The 21,894-nt window shown below is 72.9% G+C and carries 22 protein-coding genes; 16 read left to right on the top strand and 6 right to left on the bottom strand.

The genetic code is table 11. From position 1 onward, the window contains the following. Window positions 1-690: a TetR/AcrR family transcriptional regulator gene (locus ACR9E3_RS04005; protein WP_460378734.1), complete on the bottom strand. Its 690-nt coding sequence runs from the start codon at window positions 688-690 to the stop codon at window positions 1-3. Between the two features lie 82 nt (window positions 691-772). Between ACR9E3_RS04005 and ACR9E3_RS04000 the strand changes: the two genes are divergently transcribed. Next, window positions 773-1,636 (top strand): NmrA family NAD(P)-binding protein, encoded by an 864-nt coding sequence (locus ACR9E3_RS04000; protein ID WP_460378733.1) that lies wholly within the window; start codon window positions 773-775, stop codon window positions 1,634-1,636. Here the strand turns inward: ACR9E3_RS04000 and ACR9E3_RS03995 are convergent. Genes ACR9E3_RS03995 through ACR9E3_RS03985 form a run of 3 tightly spaced genes read right to left on the bottom strand, consistent with a single transcriptional unit; the run spans window position 1,627 to window position 4,221 of the window. Continuing rightward, window positions 1,627-2,082, bottom strand: coding sequence for a DNA polymerase ligase N-terminal domain-containing protein (locus ACR9E3_RS03995; RefSeq protein ID WP_460378732.1), 456 nt, complete (start codon window positions 2,080-2,082; stop codon window positions 1,627-1,629). The genes ACR9E3_RS04000 and ACR9E3_RS03995 overlap by 10 nt on opposite strands. Window positions 2,083-2,108: 26 nt before the next feature. Continuing rightward, window positions 2,109-2,906: an endonuclease/exonuclease/phosphatase family protein gene (locus ACR9E3_RS03990; protein ID WP_460378730.1), complete on the bottom strand. Its 798-nt coding sequence runs from the start codon at window positions 2,904-2,906 to the stop codon at window positions 2,109-2,111. 43 nt (window positions 2,907-2,949) lie between these two features. Then, a complete protein-coding gene (locus ACR9E3_RS03985; protein WP_460378728.1) occupies window positions 2,950-4,221 on the bottom strand; it encodes a ferric reductase-like transmembrane domain-containing protein in 1,272 nt (423 codons plus the stop codon). 104 nt (window positions 4,222-4,325) lie between these two features. Between ACR9E3_RS03985 and ACR9E3_RS03980 the strand changes: the two genes are divergently transcribed. From ACR9E3_RS03980 to ACR9E3_RS03950, 7 genes are all read left to right on the top strand, one after another. Continuing rightward, window positions 4,326-5,627, top strand: coding sequence for a hypothetical protein (locus tag ACR9E3_RS03980; RefSeq protein ID WP_460378727.1), 1,302 nt, complete (start codon window positions 4,326-4,328; stop codon window positions 5,625-5,627). 5 nt (window positions 5,628-5,632) lie between these two features. Then, window positions 5,633-7,783, top strand: coding sequence for an McrB family protein (locus ACR9E3_RS03975; protein ID WP_460378725.1), 2,151 nt, complete (start codon window positions 5,633-5,635; stop codon window positions 7,781-7,783). Next, window positions 7,780-8,973 (top strand): McrC family protein, encoded by a 1,194-nt coding sequence (locus tag ACR9E3_RS03970; protein ID WP_460378724.1) that lies wholly within the window; start codon window positions 7,780-7,782, stop codon window positions 8,971-8,973. The genes ACR9E3_RS03975 and ACR9E3_RS03970 overlap by 4 nt, the downstream gene beginning before the upstream one ends. Beyond that, complete coding sequence (locus tag ACR9E3_RS03965) at window positions 8,970-9,362, top strand: NUDIX domain-containing protein (protein WP_460378722.1); 393 nt, start codon at window positions 8,970-8,972, stop codon at window positions 9,360-9,362. The genes ACR9E3_RS03970 and ACR9E3_RS03965 overlap by 4 nt, the downstream gene beginning before the upstream one ends. A gap of 120 nt (window positions 9,363-9,482) precedes the next feature. Next, window positions 9,483-10,376 (top strand): non-homologous end-joining DNA ligase, encoded by an 894-nt coding sequence (ligD, locus tag ACR9E3_RS03960; RefSeq protein ID WP_460378720.1) that lies wholly within the window; start codon window positions 9,483-9,485, stop codon window positions 10,374-10,376. A 113-nt stretch (window positions 10,377-10,489) separates the two neighbouring features. Continuing rightward, window positions 10,490-11,701, top strand: a complete 1,212-nt coding sequence (locus ACR9E3_RS03955) for a cytochrome P450 (protein WP_460378718.1) — start codon at window positions 10,490-10,492, stop codon at window positions 11,699-11,701. A gap of 30 nt (window positions 11,702-11,731) precedes the next feature. Then, window positions 11,732-12,763 (top strand): DUF2332 domain-containing protein, encoded by a 1,032-nt coding sequence (locus ACR9E3_RS03950; RefSeq protein ID WP_460378717.1) that lies wholly within the window; start codon window positions 11,732-11,734, stop codon window positions 12,761-12,763. Between the two features lie 76 nt (window positions 12,764-12,839). Here the strand turns inward: ACR9E3_RS03950 and ACR9E3_RS03945 are convergent, their stop codons facing one another. Continuing rightward, on the bottom strand, window positions 12,840-13,529 hold the full coding sequence (locus tag ACR9E3_RS03945; protein WP_460378715.1) for an EVE domain-containing protein: 690 nt from the start codon (window positions 13,527-13,529) through the stop codon (window positions 12,840-12,842). Window positions 13,530-13,601: 72 nt separating this feature from the next. On the opposite strand from ACR9E3_RS03945, the gene ACR9E3_RS03940 reads away from it, so the two are divergent. Then, complete coding sequence (locus ACR9E3_RS03940) at window positions 13,602-15,080, top strand: FGGY-family carbohydrate kinase (RefSeq protein WP_460378713.1); 1,479 nt, start codon at window positions 13,602-13,604, stop codon at window positions 15,078-15,080. Window positions 15,081-15,083: 3 nt separating this feature from the next. Here ACR9E3_RS03940 and ACR9E3_RS03935 read toward each other — a convergent pair whose 3' ends face one another. Beyond that, window positions 15,084-16,469 carry an MFS transporter gene (locus tag ACR9E3_RS03935; protein WP_460378711.1) on the bottom strand — a complete coding sequence of 462 codons (1,386 nt, stop codon included), beginning with the start codon at window positions 16,467-16,469 and terminating at the stop codon, window positions 15,084-15,086. Between the two features lie 99 nt (window positions 16,470-16,568). Here ACR9E3_RS03935 and ACR9E3_RS03930 point away from each other — a divergent pair, with 99 nt between their 5' ends. From ACR9E3_RS03930 to ACR9E3_RS03900, 7 genes are read left to right on the top strand one after another with little or no spacing between them, the layout of a single operon-like run. Beyond that, the gene (locus ACR9E3_RS03930) at window positions 16,569-17,780 is read left to right on the top strand and encodes an alpha/beta fold hydrolase (RefSeq protein ID WP_460378710.1); all 1,212 of its coding nucleotides are present in this window, start codon (window positions 16,569-16,571) and stop codon (window positions 17,778-17,780) included. Next, window positions 17,777-18,583: an N-acyl homoserine lactonase family protein gene (locus ACR9E3_RS03925; protein ID WP_460378708.1), complete on the top strand. Its 807-nt coding sequence runs from the start codon at window positions 17,777-17,779 to the stop codon at window positions 18,581-18,583. Before ACR9E3_RS03930 ends, ACR9E3_RS03925 begins: the two co-directional genes overlap by 4 nt. Continuing rightward, window positions 18,580-19,476 carry an NAD(P)-dependent oxidoreductase gene (locus ACR9E3_RS03920; RefSeq protein WP_460378706.1) on the top strand — a complete coding sequence of 299 codons (897 nt, stop codon included), beginning with the start codon at window positions 18,580-18,582 and terminating at the stop codon, window positions 19,474-19,476. Before ACR9E3_RS03925 ends, ACR9E3_RS03920 begins: the two co-directional genes overlap by 4 nt. Beyond that, window positions 19,473-19,862 (top strand): cupin domain-containing protein, encoded by a 390-nt coding sequence (locus ACR9E3_RS03915; protein WP_460378704.1) that lies wholly within the window; start codon window positions 19,473-19,475, stop codon window positions 19,860-19,862. The genes ACR9E3_RS03920 and ACR9E3_RS03915 overlap by 4 nt, the downstream gene beginning before the upstream one ends. Next, window positions 19,859-20,254, top strand: coding sequence for a carboxymuconolactone decarboxylase family protein (locus ACR9E3_RS03910; protein ID WP_460378702.1), 396 nt, complete (start codon window positions 19,859-19,861; stop codon window positions 20,252-20,254). The genes ACR9E3_RS03915 and ACR9E3_RS03910 overlap by 4 nt, the downstream gene beginning before the upstream one ends. Continuing rightward, window positions 20,251-21,114, top strand: coding sequence for an NAD(P)-dependent oxidoreductase (locus ACR9E3_RS03905; RefSeq protein WP_460378700.1), 864 nt, complete (start codon window positions 20,251-20,253; stop codon window positions 21,112-21,114). Before ACR9E3_RS03910 ends, ACR9E3_RS03905 begins: the two co-directional genes overlap by 4 nt. Beyond that, window positions 21,111-21,869, top strand: coding sequence for a carboxymuconolactone decarboxylase family protein (locus ACR9E3_RS03900; protein ID WP_460378698.1), 759 nt, complete (start codon window positions 21,111-21,113; stop codon window positions 21,867-21,869). The genes ACR9E3_RS03905 and ACR9E3_RS03900 overlap by 4 nt, the downstream gene beginning before the upstream one ends. The last annotated feature ends 25 nt before the right edge of the window (window positions 21,870-21,894 follow it).

Below are 21,894 nucleotides of genomic sequence, written 5' to 3'. Positions count from 1 at the left end.
TCAGCGACCTGCCGCAGTGATCCGGTCGAGCCACTCCCGAAGCACCCCAAGCTCAGCCGGGCTCAGGGCGTCGACGTCCGGCAGTGCCGCGCGCAGCGCCGAGGCCGCGGGTACCGGGCCGGGCGACGGGAGTGCGGGCGCGTCGGTGGTGATCGCGGCGATGACCGCCTCGCGGGCCGTGACCGCGAGCTGGGGGTCGCGGTGCTCCTCCGGCGTGGCGATGAGCGTCAGCGTGGTCCCCTCGCCGACGGCGCGGATCAGGGCGACGGCGCGCTCCTCGGGGACGCGGAGCCGGCCGGCCTCCGCGATCCGTCCGATGCGTTTGGCCAGGACGCTTGCGGCGGCCTCCATCGCCGGCGAGCCGGGGCGGGTGCGGGCGTACATGAGGTCGTAGAGCGCGGGGTGGGCGAGCCCCATCGCGATGTGCTCGTCCCAGCTCTCGCGCAGCTCCTCGACGGGGTCGGGGTGCGGGTCGCCCGCCGTCTTGCTGGCGGTGTAGGCCGCGAAGCCCCGGGTGGCGACGGCGTCGAGGAGGCCCTGCTTGTCGCCGAAGAGCCGATAGATGGTCGGTGCCTGGACGCCGGCGGCGGCGCTGACCGCGCGCGTCGACACCGCCTCCGCGCCGCCCTCCTCGAGCAGGCGCAGCGCGGCCGCGACGATCCGTCCGCGCGGCTCGTCCTCGCTAGCCATGTTCACGACGATAGCGCTGAGACGCTTCCACCGCTAACAACGGTGCTACCGTCGAGGCGTTACCACTGGAAACGGAGATGGCATGATCATCGTGACCGGGGCGAGCGGCCAGCTGGGCCGCGCCGTCCTCGAGCGGTTGGCCGACCGCCTACCCGCCGGGCAGGTCGGCGCGAGCGTCCGCGACCCGGAGAAGGTCCGGGACCTCGCCGAGCGCGGCGTGCGGGTGCGCCGCGGCGACTACACCGACCCGGCGAGCCTCGCCGAGGCGTTCGAGGGCGCGTCCCAGGTGCTGGTCATGTCCGCCAACGTGCTCGGCGAGGAGGCCCTGCGCCAGCACCGGACGGCGATCGAGGCGGCCGTCGCGGCCGGCGCCGACCGCGTGCTCTACACGGCGCACATGGGCGCGAGCCCGACCTCGCCGATGCCGCCGATGCCCGACCACTTCGCCACCGAGGCGATCCTCCGCGACTGCGGAGTCGCCTGGACGTCGTTGCGCAACGGCTTCTACGCCTCGACCGTGCCGATGCTGCTCCAGAGCGCCTGGCACACCGGCGAGTTCCGCACGCCCGAGGCCGGGACGGTCGCGTGGACCACCCACGGAGACCTCGCCGACATCACGGCCCTGGCGCTCACCACCGACACGTTCGACGGCCTCACCCCGCCGCTCACGGGGCCGGAGGCGCTGTCGATGGAACAGGTCGCGGCACTGGCGTCGGACGCGGCCGGGCGCACGATCCGGCACGTGACGGTGTCCGACGACGACTACCGCGCCGACCTCGTCGGGCACGGCGTGCCGGAGGTGGCGGCCGACATGCTGCTGACCATGTTCGCCGCGAGCCGCCGCGGCGACTTCGCGCCGGCCGACCCGACACTCGCCCGCCTGCTCGGCCGTCCGGCGACGCCGCTGTCGGCGGTGCTCGAGTCGGCGGTGCCGGCTCAGGCGTAGTCGTCGTTGGTGCGGCCGGTGAGCACCGAGGTGTTCTCGGTGGCGGCGGGGTCACGGTCCGGCTCGGCGGCGTCGTCGCGGGTCTTGACCAGGATCCAGTCGTCGCCGCCGGTGCGCGTGAGGGCGTAGCCACCGGTCAGCTTGACGCCGTCCAGCACGACGGAGAGGTGCCCGGCCGCGAGCGCCTCGGCAGCCGTGGTGTCGTCGTGGCGCATCGCGTAGGTGCCGGTGTCCCAGACGATCACGGTGCCGGAGCCGAGCCGGCCCTCGACGTCGATGTGGTCGAGGGCGTGGTCGTCCACGCGGCGGGCGAGTCGGCGCTGCGCCGGGTCGGTCGACGGGCCCTTGGGCACCGCCCACGACACGAGCACACCGTCGATCTCGAGCCGGAGGTCGAAGTGCAGCGTCGACGCGTGGTGGCGCTGGATGACGAACCGGTCGGGCACGGCGCCACCTCCTTCGGGGGTCCTGCCTACCCGCTCGGGCGGAGATCGGCGACGAGAGGCCGGTGGTCTGAGGCCGTGGTGTCCGGGGCGTCGGGCGGGTCAACGGGGGTCAGGCCGCGCAGGAAGACGTAATCGATCTTCCCCTCGGCGGTGGTGGTGTGCTCGGCGCCGGGGTCGACCTCGGTGAACCCCGCGCGCAGGGGCGCGAGCTCGGGATCGGTGGGGCCGATGTTGAGGTCGCCGAGGACCACCGCAGGTCGGGCGGTCGCCGCGTCCGCCAAGCGACGGACCTGGTCGACGCCGACGCCGTTCAGGCCGAGGTGGGTGTTGTAGACCGCGACCGTCGCGCCCGCGCTCGTGGTCACCCGCAGGCTCATGAACCCGCGCTGCTCGTCGCGGCGGTCCGGCGGGTAGGTCGTGATCCTCGGGTCGCTCACGGGGAGCCGGGAGAGCACGGCGAGCCCGAAGGCGACGTCGTCCGGGCCGGTGCCGCACGCCGGGCCGAGCGCCTCGTTGACCGGCGCGCGGGCCTCGTCGGCCGTCGGCGGTCGGATGGGGCCGGGCACCGACCGGTAGGCCAGGCCGTGGTCGCGCCGCAGGATCGCGGCGAGCTCGTCGGCCTCGCCGGCGCAGATCTCCTGGAGGGCGAGGACGTCGGGGTGCTGCTCGGCGATCACGTCGGCCCAGTCGGACGGGTCGTGGGCGTGCGTCTCGACGTTCCAGGTCATGACGCGCAGGGCGGCGGGGTCCGACGGGGGTGGCGCGGCCGGTGCCGAGCAAGCCCCCAGCACCACGAGGGCCAGGCCCAGCAGGACACGCCGCACGCCACCATCGTCGTCGCCGGCTCGGAGCCGTCGAGCGGCACCCTCACCCGAAGCGTTCGGTCGTGATGGCGCGGGCCGGCACGCCGAGGCCCACGAGCCCCTGCAGCGCCGCGCCGACGAGCGGCGGGGGCCCGCAGACGAAGTACTGGTGACTCGCCGGCACGCCTCCCGGCATGACGGCGCTGAGCATCGCCGGGTCGAGGCGCTGCCCGCCGGTGCGCAGCACGGCGAGGTCGAGGCGGTGGGACAGCGCGCGGATCTCGGACGAGAAGAGCGCCTCGCCCTCGGTCTCGGCGAGCAGGAGGGCGTGCGCCCTCGGGTCGGCGGCCGCGGCGTGGGCGCGCAGGATGCTCATGATCGGCGTGACGCCCACCCCGCCCGCGATCAGCACGAGGCCGCCGTCGCCGCGGACCGCGACCTCGGTGGGCACGAACGCGCCGTGCGGACCGTCCAGCCACACCGGTCGGCCGAGCGGGAGGTCGTGCAGACCGCCGCTGAACGGGCCCTGGTCGCGGACGGTCAGCTCGAGCAGCCCCGAGCGCGTCGACGCGGCGATGGTGAACGGGTGCTCCTCGATGAGCGGGACGCGGCGCAGGCGCAGCCAGACGAACTGGCCGGGCTCCGGCGGCGGGTCGAGCGCGCGCCCGCGCGGGCTCAGCACGACGGTCGAGGTGCTCGACGACTCCGGCCGCACGGCGCTGACGAGGTAGGCCCCGCGTCCGAGCAGCGGCGCGACGAGCCAGCGCCGGGCCAGCAGGGCGAGCACGACGGCGCCGAGGATCGCCAGCAGCACACCGATCAGCGGGTTCTCGGCGAGGTGGCCGAACAGCGCCACGTGGGCGGCGACGAGCACGGCCACGAGCGCCCCGAACACCGCGTGCACCCGCGCCACGAGCCCGTAGCGACGGACGGCCTTGCGCGGGAGCACGACGGCCGCGACGAGGATGACGCCCAGCGCGGCGATGCCCGCCTTGATCGGCGGGCCCACGGCGACGATGTTCAGCAGCCCCAGGCCCCGGGGCGAGTGCAGGGTCGCGGCCACGACGTGCGCCAGCACGAAGCCGGCCGCGGCGGCGCCGAGGCGGCGGTGGGTCCGCGTCCCGAGCTCGACACCGAGCAGCCGGGTCAGCCCGCGCACCCGGGAGGCGAGGACGACGGCCGCCGCCATCAGCACGGCGGCGATCAGCCCGAACGCGCTGGTCCAGCTCACGGTCTCGCCGAGCGCCGGCGACGCGAACGAGAGCGCCAGGGCCACGAGCGGCATCACCAGCACGAGTCCCAGGCCCATCAGCCACGCCCGTCCGCGCTCGGTCATGGCTGCGGACGCTAGGTAGGGCCAACGAGGTCGCGGTGGCGGTTCCGAGACGCCGTCACTCATTCGTTACCGTCGATCGGCACGCCGGTGACGAGGGGGATCACATGAGGGACGACGCGACCGTGCCGATGGCCGTCTCGGAGGGCCAAGTCGTGGCCTGGGCCGAGGATGGACGCTTCCTCATCACCGGCGACGACGCAGCGGTCGACCGATTCGTCGAGGAGCTCGAGCCGCGCCGCCGGCTCCGCCTGACCGACCTGCGTCCGGCGGCCGATGCGCTGGCGGTGCTCTCGTCGGTGATCGGGTTGCGGCACGCGGGCGGCACCTTCGTCCAGGTGGACCCGGTCAAGTGGTCGCAGCTGTTGCGACAGGGGGTGCCCGATGGCTCGGGAGCGTTCCTCCCAGCCCTGCGGGACGTGAACGGCCGCTTCGTGCACAACCTGCGCCTGCGTCCGGTCAATGGCATCCAGCTGGCCAGCATGCAGACCACTCTGATGATGTCTGCGCTGAGGCTTGCGATCGAGGAGACCCTCGAGGCCGTCGAGGCGATCGCCGCCGACGTCAGCGATCTCAAGCGGATGGCCGAGGCCGCCGACATCGGAGATCTCGCCGGGCTCTACCGCGTGCTGGCCAACACTCGTAGGCAGGTGGACGACGCAGGTTCGATCTCGCAGGCGGGATGGGATGCGATCGCCCCGCACGAGGTCACGGCGCAGCAGGCCGCCGACCGGCTCCGGGTGCTGCTGCATCGGCGTATTCAGGATCTCCCTCTCCACGAGGACGCGGCGACCCGGCTCGAGCAGGCGGAACGCCTGCTGGCCGACGAGTTCTTCAGCCGCAACCTGCGCCTGCTCGTCCTCGCTGAGCAGTGCCGCCTGCTGTGGCGGTCGCTCAAGCTCGATCAGGTTCGTCGGACTGAGCCGGACGCGCTGGTCGGCGAGGCGATGGCGGCCAAGTCTCTACTGGAGGAGAACGCGGCTTCAGATCAGCGGCTCATCGTCGACCTCCGTGATGCCCTGGTGCGGCTCGGCAAGCTCGGGCCCCTCGACGGTTTCCGCGTCTTCACCCGCAGCGGGCTGCCGGAGACCGTGAAGAAGCTCCGGGCTCATGTGGAGGACTTCGCGAGCACACGCCAGCAGCAGATCGACTCCTGGGTACCGGACCCGACCCCGACGATCGGCGACGCCTTCTCCGAGCTGGGAATGCGCGCGGGGGCGGCGGCGGTCGACGTTCGTCGGACCGTGGGCTCGTGGCTCGTCGACCTCGGCGGGGCGATGGCGAAGGAGCCGGAACCGCGCGTCAAGGAACCGGTCGACGCGGCGGACGTTCCCGACCTCGCAGCGGACAGCTCCGACGTCTCGGCCAATGCTGCGCAGACGGCGCCGGTCCAGGTCCGCGGGCGCTGACCGCCTTGGCGACCGACGACCCCGAAAAGCTCGCGACGCTGCTCTCCGCAGCGCAGGTCTTCGTCGACCGAGGACTCCGCTCCGACGACTCAGCCTTCGCGCCGGGTAGCTCCGTCTGGACGGCGGAGCACGCCGAGGAACTGATGCACCACTATGTCGGCGACCTAGACGCCGGCGGCCGCAGCTTCTTCGACAAACTCAAGGACCAGCTCGCTTCGGTCAGCGATGGCGCGGTCCAACTCATGGCCGAGCTCCTGTACCTGAACATGCTGCCGCTCGCCGACTTCCGGGCCACCACGAAAAAGGCGAACGTCGAACGCGTCCTTGCGATGATGGGACGTCCTGTCGACATTCCTTCGGAACTCCTTGACGCGATGGACGCAGGCGCCTTCGCCGGCGGTGTGGCGTTCAAGACGTCTCGATGGGCCCAGCTCGCGCTGCTCGTTCAATTCGTTGCGTGGTGGAAGGGTCAGGATGCGGCTCGCCGCGCGGCCCTGCTCGAGGACCCCTACGGTTTCCGCGACGCCGTGAGTGAGCTGCCCGGCCTAAGGGCCCAGTCGCAGCGGGCCGCGCTGGTCTACCTCTTGTTCCCAGAGACCTTCGAACCGATCGTCAGCGCCGATCACAAGCGATGGATCCGGAACGCGTTCGTCGATGAGATCGGCGGCTCGACCGGTGACCTTGACCGCGATCTTGTCGCCATCCGCGAGAGTCTGAGCGCCCGCGCGGGGGAGCGGATCGACTTCTATCGCCCGCCGTACCGAGAGCAGTGGAAGCCGACGGAGGCCCCGGGCAAGCCGGAGCCGGTCCGACGCGCGTGGTTCGTACGGTCCGGCGAAGGCGACGAGGTCGTCGAGCGATGGGTTGCGGAGGGCTGGGTCAGCCGGCCCGCGACGCACCTCGAGGGGCTCGACGCCGAGGCCGACCGCGAGAGCATCCGAATTGCGCTCGAAGCGGGCCACACTGCCGTGTCGGTATCCGCGCGGTCAGAGAAGGTCGACGAGGTCGAGGCGTTCCTCCATCGCGTCCGTCCCTCCGACCTCGTGGCCGCCCTCGTCGGCGACGTCGTACACCTCGGTGAGGTCAGCGGGCCGGCAACCATCGTGACGGAACGGGGGGATCGGACACGCCTGCGGCGCGAGGCGCAGTGGCGACACGCGGTGCCGCTCACTGCCCTCCCGCCTGCGCTCGCAGCTCGACTCGGCGCTCGCGGACTCCTTGACATCTCCGAATATCTCGACGCCATCGAGTCCCTGCTCGTCGGCGGTGACGAGGGCGCCGGCGAGGGCACCGCTGTTGTCCTGGATCCAGCATCCGACGAGCTTGCTGACCAACTACTGGTGCCGCGCGCCTGGCTGCAGGAGTGCATCGATCTTCTCGATGAACAACGCCAGTTGATTTTCTACGGCCCACCGGGCACCGGAAAGACCTACCTTGGCCGCGAGCTTGCCCATCACCTCGCTGGACGGGCTCGGACGACCCTTGTCCAGTTCCATCCGGCGTACAGCTACGAGGACTTCTTCGAGGGCTACCGCCCGAGCGAGCCACGCGAGGGCGTCGTCGGCTTCACCCTGACCGCAGGCCCTTTTCGGCGACTCGTCGATCAGGCACGGGAGAATCCAGCCGAGCCCCACGTCCTGATCATCGACGAGATCAATCGCGGGAACCTCGCGAAGATTTTCGGCGAGCTGTACTTTCTGCTCGAGTATCGCGGTGAGGCCATTGACTTGCTGTACGGCGGAGCCGAAGGCCAGTCGTTCACCCTGCCGCCCAACGTCTTCCTCATCGGCACGATGAACACGGCCGACCGGTCCATCGCCCTGGTCGACGCCGCTATGCGTCGTCGCTTCGCCTTCGTGCCGCTGCGTCCGTCTGAGGAGCCGACGGACGGCCTGCTACGGCGCTGGGTCACCCAGCGCGGCCTACCAGAGGGCGTCGCCGACCTGCATGAGCGGCTCAACGAGCTGATCGACGACCCCGATCTCGAGATCGGCCCGTCCTACTTCATGCGGCCGGCGGTTCACCGCGATCCGGCGGCACTGGAACGGGTGTGGCGAACGTCGATCCTGCCGTTGCTCGAGGAGCATCACTACGGCGACGGTGTCGACGTGCGGGAGCGCTACGGGCTCGAGGCGTTGCGAGGCACCACGGGGTGACGGTTCTCGATCTCGTCGAGAACGGGCCAGTCCAGGAAGTCGCGCTGCCCGACGCGGTCATCGCGGGTTTGGTCGAGAGCGGCGCAATCTCCGCAACGCCCACCCGGCGTCCTGGGCGATGGTTGGTGGCCGCCCGCCGAGTCGGGGTGGTCGCCGTTGATGGTGTCCAGGTCCGCGTCGAGCCCAAGGTCCCCGTTCGCCGACTCCTGTTCCTGCTCGGCTACGCGCGCGACCCGCGTGTCTGGCGCGACCCGTCGGTCGACCTGGGCACCGTCGATGAGCTCCTCCCGGCCCTCGCGCACGGTTTCGTCCACCAGACCGAGCGGGCGCTGCGCCGCGGAGTGCTGCACGGATACGTGGAGCGGCAGGACTCGCTGACGGTGCTTCGTGGCCGGCTGCGCACTGCAGACCAGCTCGCCCAGCGACACGGTCTGCCGTTGCCACTCGAGGTGCGCTACGACGAGTTCGTCGACGACATCGCCGAGAACCGACTGCTACGCACCGCGGCGCAAGTTCTGGCCGGCGTGCCTCGGGTCCCCCGCCCTCTTGTCGTGCGCTTGCGCCGTCTCGTATCGCGACTCGAGGGCGCCACCATCCTGAGCCGTCGAGAGGGCCGACCGTCCTGGAACCCGACTCGCTTGAACGCGCGCTATGTGCCCGCGCTGCGTCTCGCTGAGCTCGTCCTCGACGGGGCGTCGGTCGAGCACACTCGAGGCGGGACCGCCATCACCGGGTTCCTCGTCGAGCCCTGGCGGGTCTTCGAGGACTTCATGGGCGTCGCCCTTCGCGAGGCACTCGCCCCTGAGGGGGGCTCGCTTGATCTCCAGAGCACTCGCGATCACCTCGATGTCGCCCGCTGCGTGAACCTGAGACCCGACATGGTCTGGCGCCGCCGCGGCGAGACGCTGGCCGTCCTCGACGCGAAGTACAAGGTCGAGACCGTGCGCGGTGTGCCTGATGGCGACCTCTATCAGATGCTCGCCTACTGCACGGCCCTCGGACTCGACCGCGGCTACCTCCTCTACGCCCGAGGGCTCGGACCGACGCGCGAGCACGTCGTTCGCCGTGCGGGCGTTGTCCTTGCCTGCCGTGCGATCGACTTGGATCAGGAGCCGTCCTCGCTCTTGGCGGACATCGGCGGCTTCGCGGCGGGGTTGGCCGACGAGGTAGCCAGCAGGACGAGTGAATGACCGCCATCGAGGCCATCGCCCGCGCCGTCGTCCGTCGCGGGGACCACGTCCTGCTCGTGCAGGAGATCGCCGCGGGCTACTGGTTCTTCCCCGGCGGACACGTCGAGGCCGGGGCGAGCCCGCACGACGCGGCGGTGCGCGAGCTGCGGGAGGAGCTCGACGTCGGGGCCACGGTCGACGAGGTCCTCGGCGAGGTGCCGAACGTTTGGGTGCACGACGGCGTCGAGCACCGCGAGGTCAACCACGTTTTCGCCGTCCGCGTCGACGCCGCCGATCCCGTGAGCCAGGAGCCGCACCTCGCCGCGGGCTGGCACCGCCTCGACCAGTTGGCGACCACCGACGTGCGTCCTCGGGTGCTCGCGGAGCTCGTGGTGGGCCTGAGGCGCTGACCTCGGCGTGTCACGCCGGCGAGCGTGTGGCGATCCTGGCGTCTCACGCCAGCAAAGCCGCATTGCTCGAACAGGGCGCGAGGGTTTGTCCCCGCCGCGGTCGAGGCCAATGCTGGGGGCATGGCCGACCTGACCGTCGCCGGGGTGAAGGTGACCCACCCGGACAAGGTGCTGCTGCCCGCCCGCGAGGGCGGCGAGGACGTCACGAAGGCCGACCTCGCGCGGTACTGGGAGGCCGTCGCGGCGACGGTCCTGCCGCACCTGCGCGATCGACCCCTCACGCTGCAGCGCTTCCCCGACGGCCTCGACGCCGGCGGGTTCGTGCAGCAGGACGCCGGGCAGCGGGCGCCGAAGGGCCTGCACACCGTGGACACGCCGCGGCGCGACGCGAAGAAGGGCGCCGACGACGTCGTCCACCACCCCGAGGTCGAGGAGACCGCCGATCTCCTCCGGCTCGTCCAGTACGGGACCGTCACGCTGCACGGCTGGAACGCCGTCGCCGGATCGCTCGAGCGGCCCGACCGGCTCATCGTCGACATCGACCCCGGCGAGACCGCCGACCTCGCCGGCATCCGCGACGTCGCCCGCGCCGTGCGAGCGGCGGTCGAGGGGCGGGGGCTGGTCGCGTTCCTGCAGAGCACGGGCAGCCGCGGGTACCACGTCGTGGCCCCGCTCGACGGGTCCGCGAGCCACGACCAGGTCCGCGCCGCGGCTGAGGAGATCGCCGAGGCCGTCGCCGCCGACCACCCCGACGAGCTGACGACGGCGGTGCGCAAGGACGCCCGCGGCGGCCGGACCTTCCTCGACATCGGCCGCAACGCCTACGGCCAGACCGCGGTCATGCCCTACTCGCCGCGCGCCCGTCCCGGCGGCCCCACGGCGACGCCCCTCGACTGGGACGAGCTCGGCCGCGTCGGCCCCGACCAGCACGACGTCCGGTCGATCCCGCGCCGGCTCGCCCGCAAGACCGATCCCTGGGCCGACTTGCCGCAGCACGCTCGGGCGCTCTCCTGAGCCGCCGATCGCGGAGAGCCGAACAGGATGTTCCGGTCGGCGGATGAGCGAATCCTCAGTGACCGGAGCACCATCGGAGGGCGAGGCCCATCGCCGTCGACGGGAGGATCGCGATGACCGACCAGGTGACGCACGAGAGCCAGGCGTGGACCGGCGAGGTGGCCGCGCAGCGCGACGGGTTCACGCTGCTGCCCGAGGTCGAGGCGCTGCGCGCATCCGGGGAGACCGCGCGGGTGGCGACACCGTTCGGGCACGAGGCGACGATGTTCAGCCGCTACGCCGACGTCCGCGAGCTGCACGGCGACCCGTCGCGCTTCCGCCTGGACGGGGTCGGGGCCCCACCGGCGCTCATCGCGGCCGGCCGGGACAACGCCGAGTTCCGCCGCCGCCAGGCCGGCAACCTGCTCGGCCAGGACCCGCCCGACCACACCCGGCTGCGCCGCATGCTCACCGGCGAGTTCACCGTCAAGCGGATGAAGCGGCTGGCGCCGCGCGTCGAGGAGATCGTCACCGAGCACCTCGACGCGATGGAGCAGGCCGGGCGCGCCGAGCTCGTCACCGACTTCGCGCTCCCGGTGCCGTCGATGGTGATCTGCGAGCTCCTCGGCGTGCCCTACGACGACCGCGACGACTTCACCGAGCGCAGCGCCCTCTCCCTCGACAGCACGATCTCCGCGCCGGAGCGGATGCGGCTGGCCGACGAGTCCCGCGCGTACATGACCTCGCTGGTCGACCGCCACCGCGCCGACCCCGGCGAGGACCTGCTCGGCATGCTCATCCGCGAGCACTCCGACGACATCACCGACGACGAGCTCATCGGCATCGGCAACCTGCTGCTCGTCGCGGGCCACGAGACGACGTCGAACATGCTGTCGCTGGGCACGCTCGCGCTGCTCGAGCACCCCGACCAGCTCGCCCGCGTCCGCGACGACCCGTCCGCGGTCGACGGGGCGGTCGAGGAGCTGCTGCGCTGGCTGACGGTCGTGCACGGCGGCTTCCCGCGCGCGGTCGTCGAGGACACGACGATCGGCGGGCACCCGGTGGCGGCCGGCGAGCTGGTGATCTCCTCGCTCGCCGCGGCGAACCGCGACCCCGAGGCCGTCGACGACGGCGACCGCCTCGACATCACCCGCGCCCCGGCCCCGCACCTCGCCTTCGGCCACGGCATCCACCACTGCCTCGGCGCCCCGCTGGCCCGCATCGAGATGCGGGTGGCGTTCCCGGCCCTGCTCAACCGGTTCCCGGACCTGCACCTCGCCGGCGAGCCCGAGTTCCGCCACCGCACCCTGATCTACGGGCTGCACCGCTTGCCGCTGGCCTGGTGAGGTGCCCTCCGGGCATGTGAGCACTTCGGAGTGCTCCAGCACTCCGAACTGCTCACGAGCGCGGAGCGCACCGTGATCGGGCACGAGCTCCATCGCGGGGTCGCCGAGAACTACCGGCGGTTCGGCCTGCGCGAGGCCCGGGGACGCAGTCTGCTCTACGAGGCGCTGACGCTGGGCGTCGCCGGCGACCCGTCGCTGGTGGCGTTCCTCGAGGAGCTCCCGCCCGGCAAGCGCCAGCCGAACCTGCTGCTGGCGACGGTCCGGTTCCTCGCGGGCGTCCAGCCCGACTACCCGGCGTTCCGTGACGTGGTGCTGGACCGGCGGGACGAGGTCGCGGCGACGATGCTCGCCCGCCGGACGCAGACGAACGAGCCCGCCCGCTGCGCCACTCTCCTGCCGGCGTTGGCGCAGATCGACGGGCCGTTGGCGCTCCTCGAGGTCGGGGCGAGTGCTGGCCTGTGCCTCTACCCCGACCGCTACGGGTACCGCTTCCCGCCCACCGATGTCGTCCTGCCCGGCGAGCCGGTGCTGACCTGTGACGTCCGGGGTCCTGCGCCGCTGCCGAGGGTGCCGCCGACGGTCGTGTGGCGGGCCGGGATCGACCTCAACCCGCTCGACGTCGCCGACCCGGACGACCTGCGCTGGCTGCACTGCTTGATCTGGCCCGGCGAGGAGGGTCGCGCCGAGCGCCTCGACGCGGCCGCCGCGGTCGCCCGCGCCGACCCGCCGCGCATCGTGCGGGGCGACCTCGTCGACGACCTCCCCGCCCTGGCCGCCGAGGCACCGTCGGACGCGACGCTGGTGGTCGTCCACTCGGCGGTGCTGGCCTACGTGCCGGCGGAGCGTCGCGCGGCGTTCGCGGAGGTCGTGACGCAACTCGGTGCGGTGTGGCTGGGCAACGAGTCGACGACCGTCCTCGCCGACCTCCCCGCTCCGCCCCCGACCGACCTCCCGGCCCCGCCGTCCGGCCCGACGCCGTCGCTGCTGGTCCGCGACGGCCACCGCCCCCTGGCCTGGGTCGACGGGCACGGCACCTGGCTGGAGTGGATCGCCGCGAGCTGAGGGGAGGTCGCGAAGCCGAGCGGGATGCTTCGGATTTCGAAGCATCTCCACGAGATTCGACGGGTCGACTCCGCCGTCACTGCCGCCGGCGGACACCCCATACGACCGCTCCGGCCACGACCACTACCCCGACCGCACCCAGACCGATCGCCATCGTCTGCGGGGTCGGGCGACGCGCCGTGGCCGCCAGGTCGGGCCTGCTGCCCCACGGCGGGAGCGCGGGCTCGTCGGCCGCGATCTCGGCGGCGACATCGGCCACCGCGAGCTCGGCGGCGAGGTCCTCGGCGGCCAGCTCCTGCGCCGCGATCGCCGCCAGCTCGCCACCGACGACCTCGGACACCTCGGCCAGCTCCATCAGGCGCGTCCAGACCTCGGGCGGCACGGCGGCCGCGCCGCGGGAGAAGGACGACTTGAGCGCCGGCCACTCCGCCACGACCGGGTCGGCCTTGAGGTCCGCGAGAGGGATGGGGCGGTCGAAGCGCTCGAGCACCTCGACCGTGCAGGCATGGGTCTGACCAGGGCCGGGGCGCTCGTCCTCGGGCAGCTCGTAGGCGTCGCCGACGGCCCGGAGGCGGTAGGCGATGTCCTTGGCCTCGCGCGAGCGGTACAGCACGGCGAGGTCGCCGGCGCGGGTGTCGCGGTGACAGCTCCACGAGGTGCCACCGGAGGCCGGGTCGAGGTCGGGGTGCTCGCCGCCGTCCCCGGTGCCGTACCGATCGGGCGTCGCCACCCACACCCAGTACTGCCGTTCGTCCGTCCCGCTCATCTGCAGCCCCCGATCTCTGCGCAGTTCGGGTGAGGCTGTCACATCGTCGCAGCGCACCTATCGTCGGCAGTCGTGGCGCTCGTGCTCGGGATCGACATCGGGACGTCGTCGTCGAAGGGTGTGCTCGTCGACGACGAGGGACGGGTGGTGGCGCGCGCCGAGCGCGAGCACGCGACGTCGTTCCCGCACCCGGGGTGGGTGGAGCACGACGCCGAGGGCGTCTGGTGGGCGGACGTCGGCGCGATCACCGCCGAGCTCCTCGCCCACGGCACGCCCGACGCGGTCGGTGTCAGCGGGATCGGGCCGGTGCTGCTGCCCGCTGACGCCGAGGGCCGGCCGCTGCGTCCGGCGATCCTCTACGGCGTCGACACCCGGGCGACGCGCGAGATCGCGGAGCTGACCGACGAGCTCGGTGCGGACGCGATCGTCGCGCGCGGCGGGACACCGTTGTCGAGCCAGGCGGTCGGTCCCAAGTGGCGATGGCTGCAGCGCCACGAACCCGAGGTCTGGGCCGCCACGCGGCTGTTCCTCATGGCGAGCTCGTTCCTCGTGCACCGCCTGACCGGCGAGTACGTCCTCGACCACCACTCGGCGAGCCAGTGCGACCCGATGTACGACCTAGAGGCCGCCGACTGGGCGCCCGACTGGTCCGAGCTCGTCGCGCCCGGGCTCGCGCTGCCGCGGCTGCTCTGGCCGGGCGAGGTCGCCGGCACGGTGACCGCGGCGGCCGCCCGGACGACGGGCCTGCGCGAGGGCACGCCCGTCGTCGCCGGGACCGTCGACGCGTGGGCCGAGGCCGCGAGCGTCGGCGTCCGGGACACGGGCGACACGATGGTCATGTACGGCACGACGATGTTCCTGGTGCAGGTCACGGACGCGGCCGTGCGGCACCCGGCGCTGTGGGCCACCCGCGGCGTCGCGCCCGGCTCGTTCAGCACGGCCGCCGGGATGGCGACGTCGGGGGCGATCACCGGCTGGCTGCGCGACCTCGTCGGCGCCGACTACGCGACCCTCGTCGACGAGGCCGCGGACGTCCCGCCCGGCGCCCGCGGCCTGCTCCTGCTGCCCTACTTTGCCGGGGAGCGCACGCCGATCTTCGACCCCGACGCCCGTGGGCTCGTCCTCGGCCTGACCACGAGCCACGGGCGCGCCGACCTCTACCGCGCCGCGCTCGAGGGCATCGCCCACGGCGTGCGGCACAACCTCGAGGCGTTCCGCGACGCCGGCGGCCCGGAGCCCCGGCTGGTCGCCGTCGGCGGCGGCACGCGGGGCGGGCTGTGGACGCAGATCGTCAGCGACGTGACCGGCCACGAACAGCAGGTCCCCGCCGACACCACGGGCGCCGCGCTCGGCGACGCGCTGCTGGCGGCGCAGGCGATCGGGCTCGACGCCGACCCCCGCACGTGGAACCCGATCGTCGCCACCGTGACGCCCGACGCCGAGAAGACCGCCCGCTACGACGCCTTCCACGCGCACTACCGCGCGCTCTACCCCGCGACCGCCGACGCCGCCCACTTCCTGGCGCAGGAGCAGCGCACGGCGGACGGCTGACGGTCAGCGCGTCGGCACCGTGTCCTCGAAGTCCACATCCTTCGTCTCCGGCCCCGCCGCCGCGCCGACGGCGCCCAGGACTCCGCCGAACGCCAGCAGGACGAGGACCGCCGCGGCGTAGGGCATGACCCCGCCGAGGCCCTCGAGGAAGAACGCGTAGAACGACGGGATCACGACCGACACGCTGAAGCCGAGCCCGAAGCCCGAGGCCCGGACGTCCGTGCGGAACCGCTCGGTGATGTAGGGCAGCACGACGCCCCACGGCGCGGTCACGACCACCGAGAACACCGCCACGACCAGCACGATCAGCCCGAACGGCAGGCCCTTGCCGTTGACGAGCACCGCCATGAGCGCGACGCCGACCGTCGCGATGGCCGCGCCCCCGATCATGAAGAAGCGCCGCCGCCCGATGCGCTGACCTATCACGCCGGCGCCGATGTAGCTGCCGACGAGGCAGACGTACGCGACGAGCAGGGCGAGCGTGAGCTGGTTGTTCGAGAGCCCGACGAGGTTGCGCAGCACGGTGGTCGGGAGGAACAGCGTCACGAGGTTCTGGGTCAGCCAGAAGCCCGTCATCATCGCGAAGACCTGCAGGAACGTGGAGCTGCGCAGCACTGCGAGCAGTGGGCGTCCGGCGCCGCCCTGCGAGGTGCCCTCGGACTTCGCGGCGGCGGCCGCCTCCCAAATCTCCGACTCGGACACGCTGCGCACGTAGTAGATCGCCAGCACGAAGGCGAGCAGCGCGCCGAGCACGAACGGGACGCGCCAGCCCCACACCGCGTACGGGGAGTCCGCGCCGCTGAGCGGGAAGAGGGCGAACGACGCCAGCCCGAGCAGCGTGATCACGACGTAGGCCAGCGGGAACGCCGAGAGGATGATCCCGCCGAGCAGCCCGCGTCCGCTCTTGCGCGAGTACTCCATCGCCAGCGGGAGCGCGCCGGTGTAGCCGCCGCCGAGGCAGATCCCGTCGAGGAACCGCAGCAGGATCAGGATCCAGTACGACGCGATGCCGAGCGTCGCGTAGCCCGGGATCAGCGCGATGAGCAGCGTGATCACACCGAACCCGGTGACCGAGATGATCGTGCTGCGGCGTCGGCCGACCCGGTCGGCGAGCGCGCCGAACACCGCGGCGCCGATCGGCCGGCCCACCAGCGTCGTCGCGAACACGAGCGACGTGAAGATCGCGGCCGTGCCGGGGTCGAGCTTGCCCGGCGGCTGGAAGTAGAGCAGCGCCGGCGTGAGGATCACGGTCGGCAGGTAGATGTCGAACATGTCGACGAACTCGGCGAAGAACGCGCCGCGCGTCGCCGACCTCCGCTTCGCCGCGCGCTCCGGGCTCTCCGTCGCCGCGGCCGTGGTCACCGACCCGGCCTGCTCGGGGCTCGTCATCGAGACCACTCCTCATGTCTGGCTGTCAGACAATCGGCAACGTAGGGTCGGGCCGCAGCCGGTGTCAACGACGACCAGCCGACGACGAGGAGGCGCGGGATGGGTCCGGACGAGCAGCAGGTCACCGCGAGGCTCACCGACGACCTGCTCCGCGGCCTCCCGCCCGGCCCCGACTGGAGCCTGCTGCTGGAGATCGGATCGCGGCGCCACCTCGTCCGTGTCGTCGACGGCTCGCTCCAGCACGAGGGGGCGCCGGGGATCAACGCGACCTGGGACGTCGGGTTCGCGGTGTCCGAGCAGGAATGGGCGGAGTTCTGCGCCGACCCGCCGCCGCGCGGCGCGACGTCGGCGCAGGCGCTCGTCGCGACCCGCGGCGCGGAGCGCGTCACCGGCCGCCGCGAGGTGTGGGCACGGGCGGCGCCGGCGATCGACCGGTTCCTCGAGGCCCTGCGTCCCGGCGAGCGCAAGCCCCGCCCCGACCCGGCCCCACCACGGCCGGGCTTCGGACCGAGCGTGGGGCGCTACCTGCACCTCGACGACGGGCGACGCATCTTCGTCGAGACGGCGGGCGACGGCCCGCCGCTGCTCTGCCTGCACACCGCCGGGGCCGACTCGCGCCAGTTCCGCGGGCTGCTCGAGGACCCCCGCGTCACCGACCACCACCGGGTCGTCGCCTTCGACATGCCCTGGCACGGGCGCTCCGACCCGCCCGACGACTGGCAGCAGCGCACCTACCGCCTCGACACCGCGACCTACGCGTCGACGGTGCTCGCCGTCGCCGACGCGCTGGAGCTCGACCGGCCGGTGCTGCTCGGCTGCTCGATGGGCGGGGCGATCGCGCTCTACCTCGCCGCCGAGCACGGCGACCGCTTCGCCGGGGTCTGCGCGCTGGAGGGCGGGCTCGGTAGCCCGGGCCGATTCGTCGAGTGGACCCACCGCGCCGACGTCGACCACTCCGGCTTCCTGGCCAGCTGGGTCGGCGGGCTGATCGCACCGGCCAGCCCTGACGGCCCGCGCGCGCAGACGCTGTGGGGCTACGCCAGCAACGGCCCCGGCATCTACCAGGGCGACACGGCCTTCTACTCGATCGACTTCCCCCCGATCGCCGCCGGGCTCGGCCGCGCGACGTGCCCGCTCTACGTCTTCAGCGGCGAGTACGACTACTCGGCCACCACCGAGATGAGCCGCAACGCGGCCGACCGGCTCGGCGGCGAGCTGGTCGTCATGCCCGGCCGGGGCCACTTCCCGATGTCCGAGGACCCCGAGGGACTGCTCGAGTACCTGCTCCCCGTGCTGGAGGGACTCCGATGAACGAGGTGCTCGCCGTCCGCTACGGCACCCGCGTCACCACCCGGGGCGAGGCGTACCTCAACTGGCACGTCTACGGTGAGCCCGACGAGTCCTTCCGCATGGACTACTTCTTCTGGGTCGTCCGCGGCGGGGGACGTACGACGGTCGTCGACTGCGGCTTCGATCCCGAGGTGGGCGCGCGCCGCGGGCGCGAGACGCTCGTCGACCCGGTGGACGCCCTGCGCGCGCTCGGCGTCGAGCCCGCGACGGTCGACCGGCTGGTGGTCAGCCACGCGCACTACGACCACATCGGCAACCTCGCGCACTTCCCGGCCGCCGAGATCGTCCTGACGGCCCGCGAGCTCGCGTTCTGGACCGGACCGCACGCCGGGCGCGTCCAGTTCGCGCACTCCACCGAGGCCGCCGAGATCGCCGCGCTCGTGAAGGCCCGCGACGAGGGGCGGGTGACGACGTTCAGCGGGCGCTGCGAGGTGGGCGACGGGTTCGCGCTCGTCGAGGTCGGCGGACACACCCCGGGCCAGCTCATCGGCCGGGTCGCCGTCGAGGGCGGGGAGGTTGTGCTCGCCGCCGACGCGCTGCACTTCTACGACGAGCTCACCCGGGACCGCCCGTTCTTCGTGGTCGCCGACCTCGAGGCCATGTACGCGGGTTTCGACACGCTGCGCGAGCTCACGGAACGCCCGGGCCGCGCGCTCGTCGCCGGGCACGACGCCGACGTCGGCCGCCGCTTCCCCGGCCGCGCGGAGGGCACCGGCATCGATGACCTCGTCATCCGCCTCGACGTCCGGGAGGAGATCCGATGACACCGGTCGGCATGATCGGTCTGGGCAACATGGGCGGGCGCATGACCCGCCGGCTGGTCGACGCGGGGATCGAGGTCGTCGGCCACGACCCGGTCGCGGGCCGGGCCGAGGAGGCCGGCGCGGCGCCCGCGGCGTATCCGGCCGAGGTCGCGCGCCGCTGCCCGACCGTCCTGCTCTCGCTGCCGGACTCGACGGTCGTCGAGCCCGTGGTCCGCGACCTGCTGGGTGCCGCGCGCGCCGGGACGACGATCGTCGACCTGTCCACCGCCTCGCCCGAGTCCACGGTCGCGCTGGCCGCCGAGGCCGCCGCCCACGAGGTCACCTACCTCGACGCCGGCATCTCCGGCGGCGCCGCGGCCGCGGAGAAGGGCACGTTGACCATCATGGCGGGCGGGGACGCGGCGGCCGTCGACGCGATCCGTCCCGTCCTGGCGCCGATCGCCGCGACCGTGCACCACCTCGGTCCGGTCGGCGCGGGGCACACGGCGAAGCTGCTCAACAACTTCCTCAACGCGGTCACGCTCGCCGCGACCGCCGAGGTCATGGTGGCCGGGCAGCGGGCCGGGCTGGACCTGCGGACGCTGCTCGCGGCGGTCAACGGCGGCAGCGGGCAGTCGTTCGCGTCGAGCAACCGCTTCCCGCGCATCGTCGAGGGCGACTACCTCGAGGGCGGTCTCACCAGCCGCCTGATGACCAAGGACGTCACGCTCTACACCGAGCTGCTCGGGCGGCTCGGCGTGCCGTCGCTCAACGCGGCCGGCCCGCTGGCGTCGTTCGGCCTGGCCGCGCACCTCGGCTACGGCGACGTCATCTCCAACCGCGTCGTGGACGCCCTCGGCGACCTCGCCGGCGGGGTCCGGATCCAGCAGCCCACCAGCCAGGAGGTCTCGTGAAGATCGTCCACGGGCGCGCCGAGGGCGCGGTCACCGAGGCGCGCGGCGCCACGTTCACCGGCACCGTCTGGGGCGACCCGGTGCTGCCGACCACCGACGGCACCACGATCAACTCGGTGACGTTCACGCCGGGCGCGCGCACGTTCTGGCACCACCACGAGGGCGGGCAGATCCTCGTCGTGACCGCGGGCACCGGGTGGGTCTGCACCCATGGGGAGACGCCGCAGCCGCTGACCGTCGGCGACGTCGTCTGGGTGCCGCCGGGGGAGCGGCACTGGCACGGGGCCGGGCCCGGCTCGATCATGACGCATCTCGCGACGTCGCTGGGCACGACGACGTGGCTCGACGAGGTGTCCGCCGACGAGTACGGGCAGGTCGCGTCGTGAGCGGCACCAACGGGAGCGATCCGCGGTTCGAGCGTGGCCTCGCCGTGCGCAAGGAGGTCGTCGGCGAGGCGCACGTCGAGCGCTCGATGGCGAACGTCAGCGACTTCTCCCGCCCGATCCAGGAGTGGGTCACGCGGGCCTGCTGGGGCGAGGTCTGGGACCGGCCCGGCCTCGACCGGCGCACGCGGAGCCTGCTCAACCTCGTCATGCTCACCGCGCTGGGCCGCTCCCACGAGCTGGCGGTGCACGTCCGCGGCGCGGTGACCAACGGGTGCACGACCGAGGAGATCCAGGAGGCCCTGCTCCAGGCCGCCGTGTACTGCGGGGCGCCGGCGGGCCTGGAGGCGTTCCGGGTCGCGGAGAAGGTGCTGGACGAGGAGGGGGCCTCGTGATCGGCACCGTCGGGTTCGTCGGTCTCGGGCACATGGGCACGCCGATGGCGTCGCGTCTCGTCGACGCCGGCGTGACCGTCCGGGCCTACGACGCGGCGGCGGACGCGCGGGGGGCGTTCGCCGCCGCGGTGCCCGGCGCGGTGGTCGTCGACGACGCGGCCGACACCGCCGCCGGCGCCGACGCGGTGCTGCTGTGCCTGCCGAACTCGGACGTCGTCGAGTCCGTGGTGGCCGAGCTCGACGCCGCGCGCGTGATCGTCGACATGAGCTCGTCGGAGCCGCTGCGGACCCGCGCCCTCGCCGCCCAGCTGGCCGAGAACGGCCGCGTGCTGGTCGACGCGCCGGTCTCGGGCGGCGTCTCCGGCGCCCGGGCGGGGACGCTCGCGGTGATGGTCGGCGGGCCGGACGACGTCGTCGCCGACCTCGAGCCGGTGCTCGCCGCGATCGGGCGCCCGCGCCACGTCGGGCCGGTCGGCGCGGGGCACGCGCTCAAGGCGTTGAACAACCTCATGTCGGCCGCGCACCTCGTCGCGAGCTCCGAGGCCGTGCTCGTCGGCGAGGAGTTCGGGCTCGACCCGGCGGTGATGCTCGAGGTCGTCAACGGCTCGTCGGGACGCAGCGGCTCGACCGAGAACAAGTGGCCCAACCACATCCTGCCCGGCACCTACGGCGCCGGCTTCGGTATCGGGCTCATGGTCAAGGACATCCACATCGCCCTCGACCTCGCCGGGAGCACGAGCGTCCCCACCCGGCACGCCGCGGCGACCGTCGCGCTGTGGGACGAGGCCCTCGCCGCGCTGGGACCGGGCGCCGACCACACGGAGATCGCCCGCTGGCTGCGGGAGAAGGGGCCGTCATGACGCTCACCGACGAGCAGCAGGCGATCAAGGACGAGTTCGTGCGCGTGCGCGGGACGTGGGGCGAGTCCTGGCAGCACATGCTCGAGCTCGACCCCGCGTTCGTGCGCGCCTATCTCGACTTCTCCGCCGTGCCGTGGCGCCGCTCGCCCGGAGCCCTGAGCCCGAAGGTGCGCGAGCTGCTCTCCATCGCGGTCGACGCTGCCGCGACCCACCTCTACACGCCGGGCGTGCGCCAGCACGTCGCCGCCGCGCTCGACGCCGGGGCGACGCCAGGGGAGATCATGGAGGTCCTCGAGCTCACGAGCACGCTGGGCATCCACGCGGCCAACATCGGGGTCCCGCTGCTGGTCGAGGTGCTCGTCGAGGAGGGGCTGCGCGAGGGGCCGGCCCCCCTCGACGAGCGCCAGGAGCGGCTCAAGGCCGAGTTCACGGCGACCCGCGGGTACTGGCACTCGTTCTGGGACGAGATCCTCGAGCTGGACCCGGACCTGTTCGAGGCCTACGTCGCGTTCTCGTCCGTGCCGTGGCACACCGGCACGCTCGAGCCGAAGGTCAAGGAGCTCGTCTACTGCGCCTTCGACGCCTCGGCGACCCACCTGTACGTGCCGGGTCTCAAGCTGCACCTGCGCAACGCGCTGGGTCACGGCGCGACGGTCGCGGAGATCCTGGAGATGTTCGAGATCGCGAGCGTCGTCGGCATCCACGCCGCGACCACCGCGGCCCCGATCCTCGCCGAGCTGGCGGACGGTCGCTGATCGGCGCGGGTGGGACCATGGACGT

It is taken from the genome of Actinomycetospora sp. C-140, assembly GCF_054796175.1.
Note: the sequence above shows the minus strand (reverse complement) of the source record. Positions and strands in the feature narration are given on the sequence as shown.

What these genes read in the sequence shown, in the direction of transcription:
- ACR9E3_RS04005 (WP_460378734.1), bottom strand. Translation starts at nt 690, where the DNA reads ATGGCTAGCGAGGACGAGCCGCGCGGACGGATCGTCGCGGCCGCGCTG.
- ACR9E3_RS03930 (WP_460378710.1), top strand. Translation starts at nt 16,569, where the DNA reads ATGGGTCCGGACGAGCAGCAGGTCACCGCGAGGCTCACCGACGACCTG.
- ACR9E3_RS03925 (WP_460378708.1), top strand. Translation starts at nt 17,777, where the DNA reads ATGAACGAGGTGCTCGCCGTCCGCTACGGCACCCGCGTCACCACCCGG.
- ACR9E3_RS03985 (WP_460378728.1), bottom strand. Translation starts at nt 4,221, where the DNA reads ATGACCGAGCGCGGACGGGCGTGGCTGATGGGCCTGGGACTCGTGCTG.
- ACR9E3_RS04000 (WP_460378733.1), top strand. Translation starts at nt 773, where the DNA reads ATGATCATCGTGACCGGGGCGAGCGGCCAGCTGGGCCGCGCCGTCCTC.
- ACR9E3_RS03945 (WP_460378715.1), bottom strand. Translation starts at nt 13,529, where the DNA reads ATGAGCGGGACGGACGAACGGCAGTACTGGGTGTGGGTGGCGACGCCC.
- ACR9E3_RS03920 (WP_460378706.1), top strand. Translation starts at nt 18,580, where the DNA reads ATGACACCGGTCGGCATGATCGGTCTGGGCAACATGGGCGGGCGCATG.
- ACR9E3_RS03955 (WP_460378718.1), top strand. Translation starts at nt 10,490, where the DNA reads ATGACCGACCAGGTGACGCACGAGAGCCAGGCGTGGACCGGCGAGGTG.
- ACR9E3_RS03965 (WP_460378722.1), top strand. Translation starts at nt 8,970, where the DNA reads ATGACCGCCATCGAGGCCATCGCCCGCGCCGTCGTCCGTCGCGGGGAC.
- ACR9E3_RS03900 (WP_460378698.1), top strand. Translation starts at nt 21,111, where the DNA reads ATGACGCTCACCGACGAGCAGCAGGCGATCAAGGACGAGTTCGTGCGC.
- ligD (WP_460378720.1), top strand. Translation starts at nt 9,483, where the DNA reads ATGGCCGACCTGACCGTCGCCGGGGTGAAGGTGACCCACCCGGACAAG.
- ACR9E3_RS03980 (WP_460378727.1), top strand. Translation starts at nt 4,326, where the DNA reads ATGAGGGACGACGCGACCGTGCCGATGGCCGTCTCGGAGGGCCAAGTC.
- ACR9E3_RS03935 (WP_460378711.1), bottom strand. Translation starts at nt 16,469, where the DNA reads ATGACGAGCCCCGAGCAGGCCGGGTCGGTGACCACGGCCGCGGCGACG.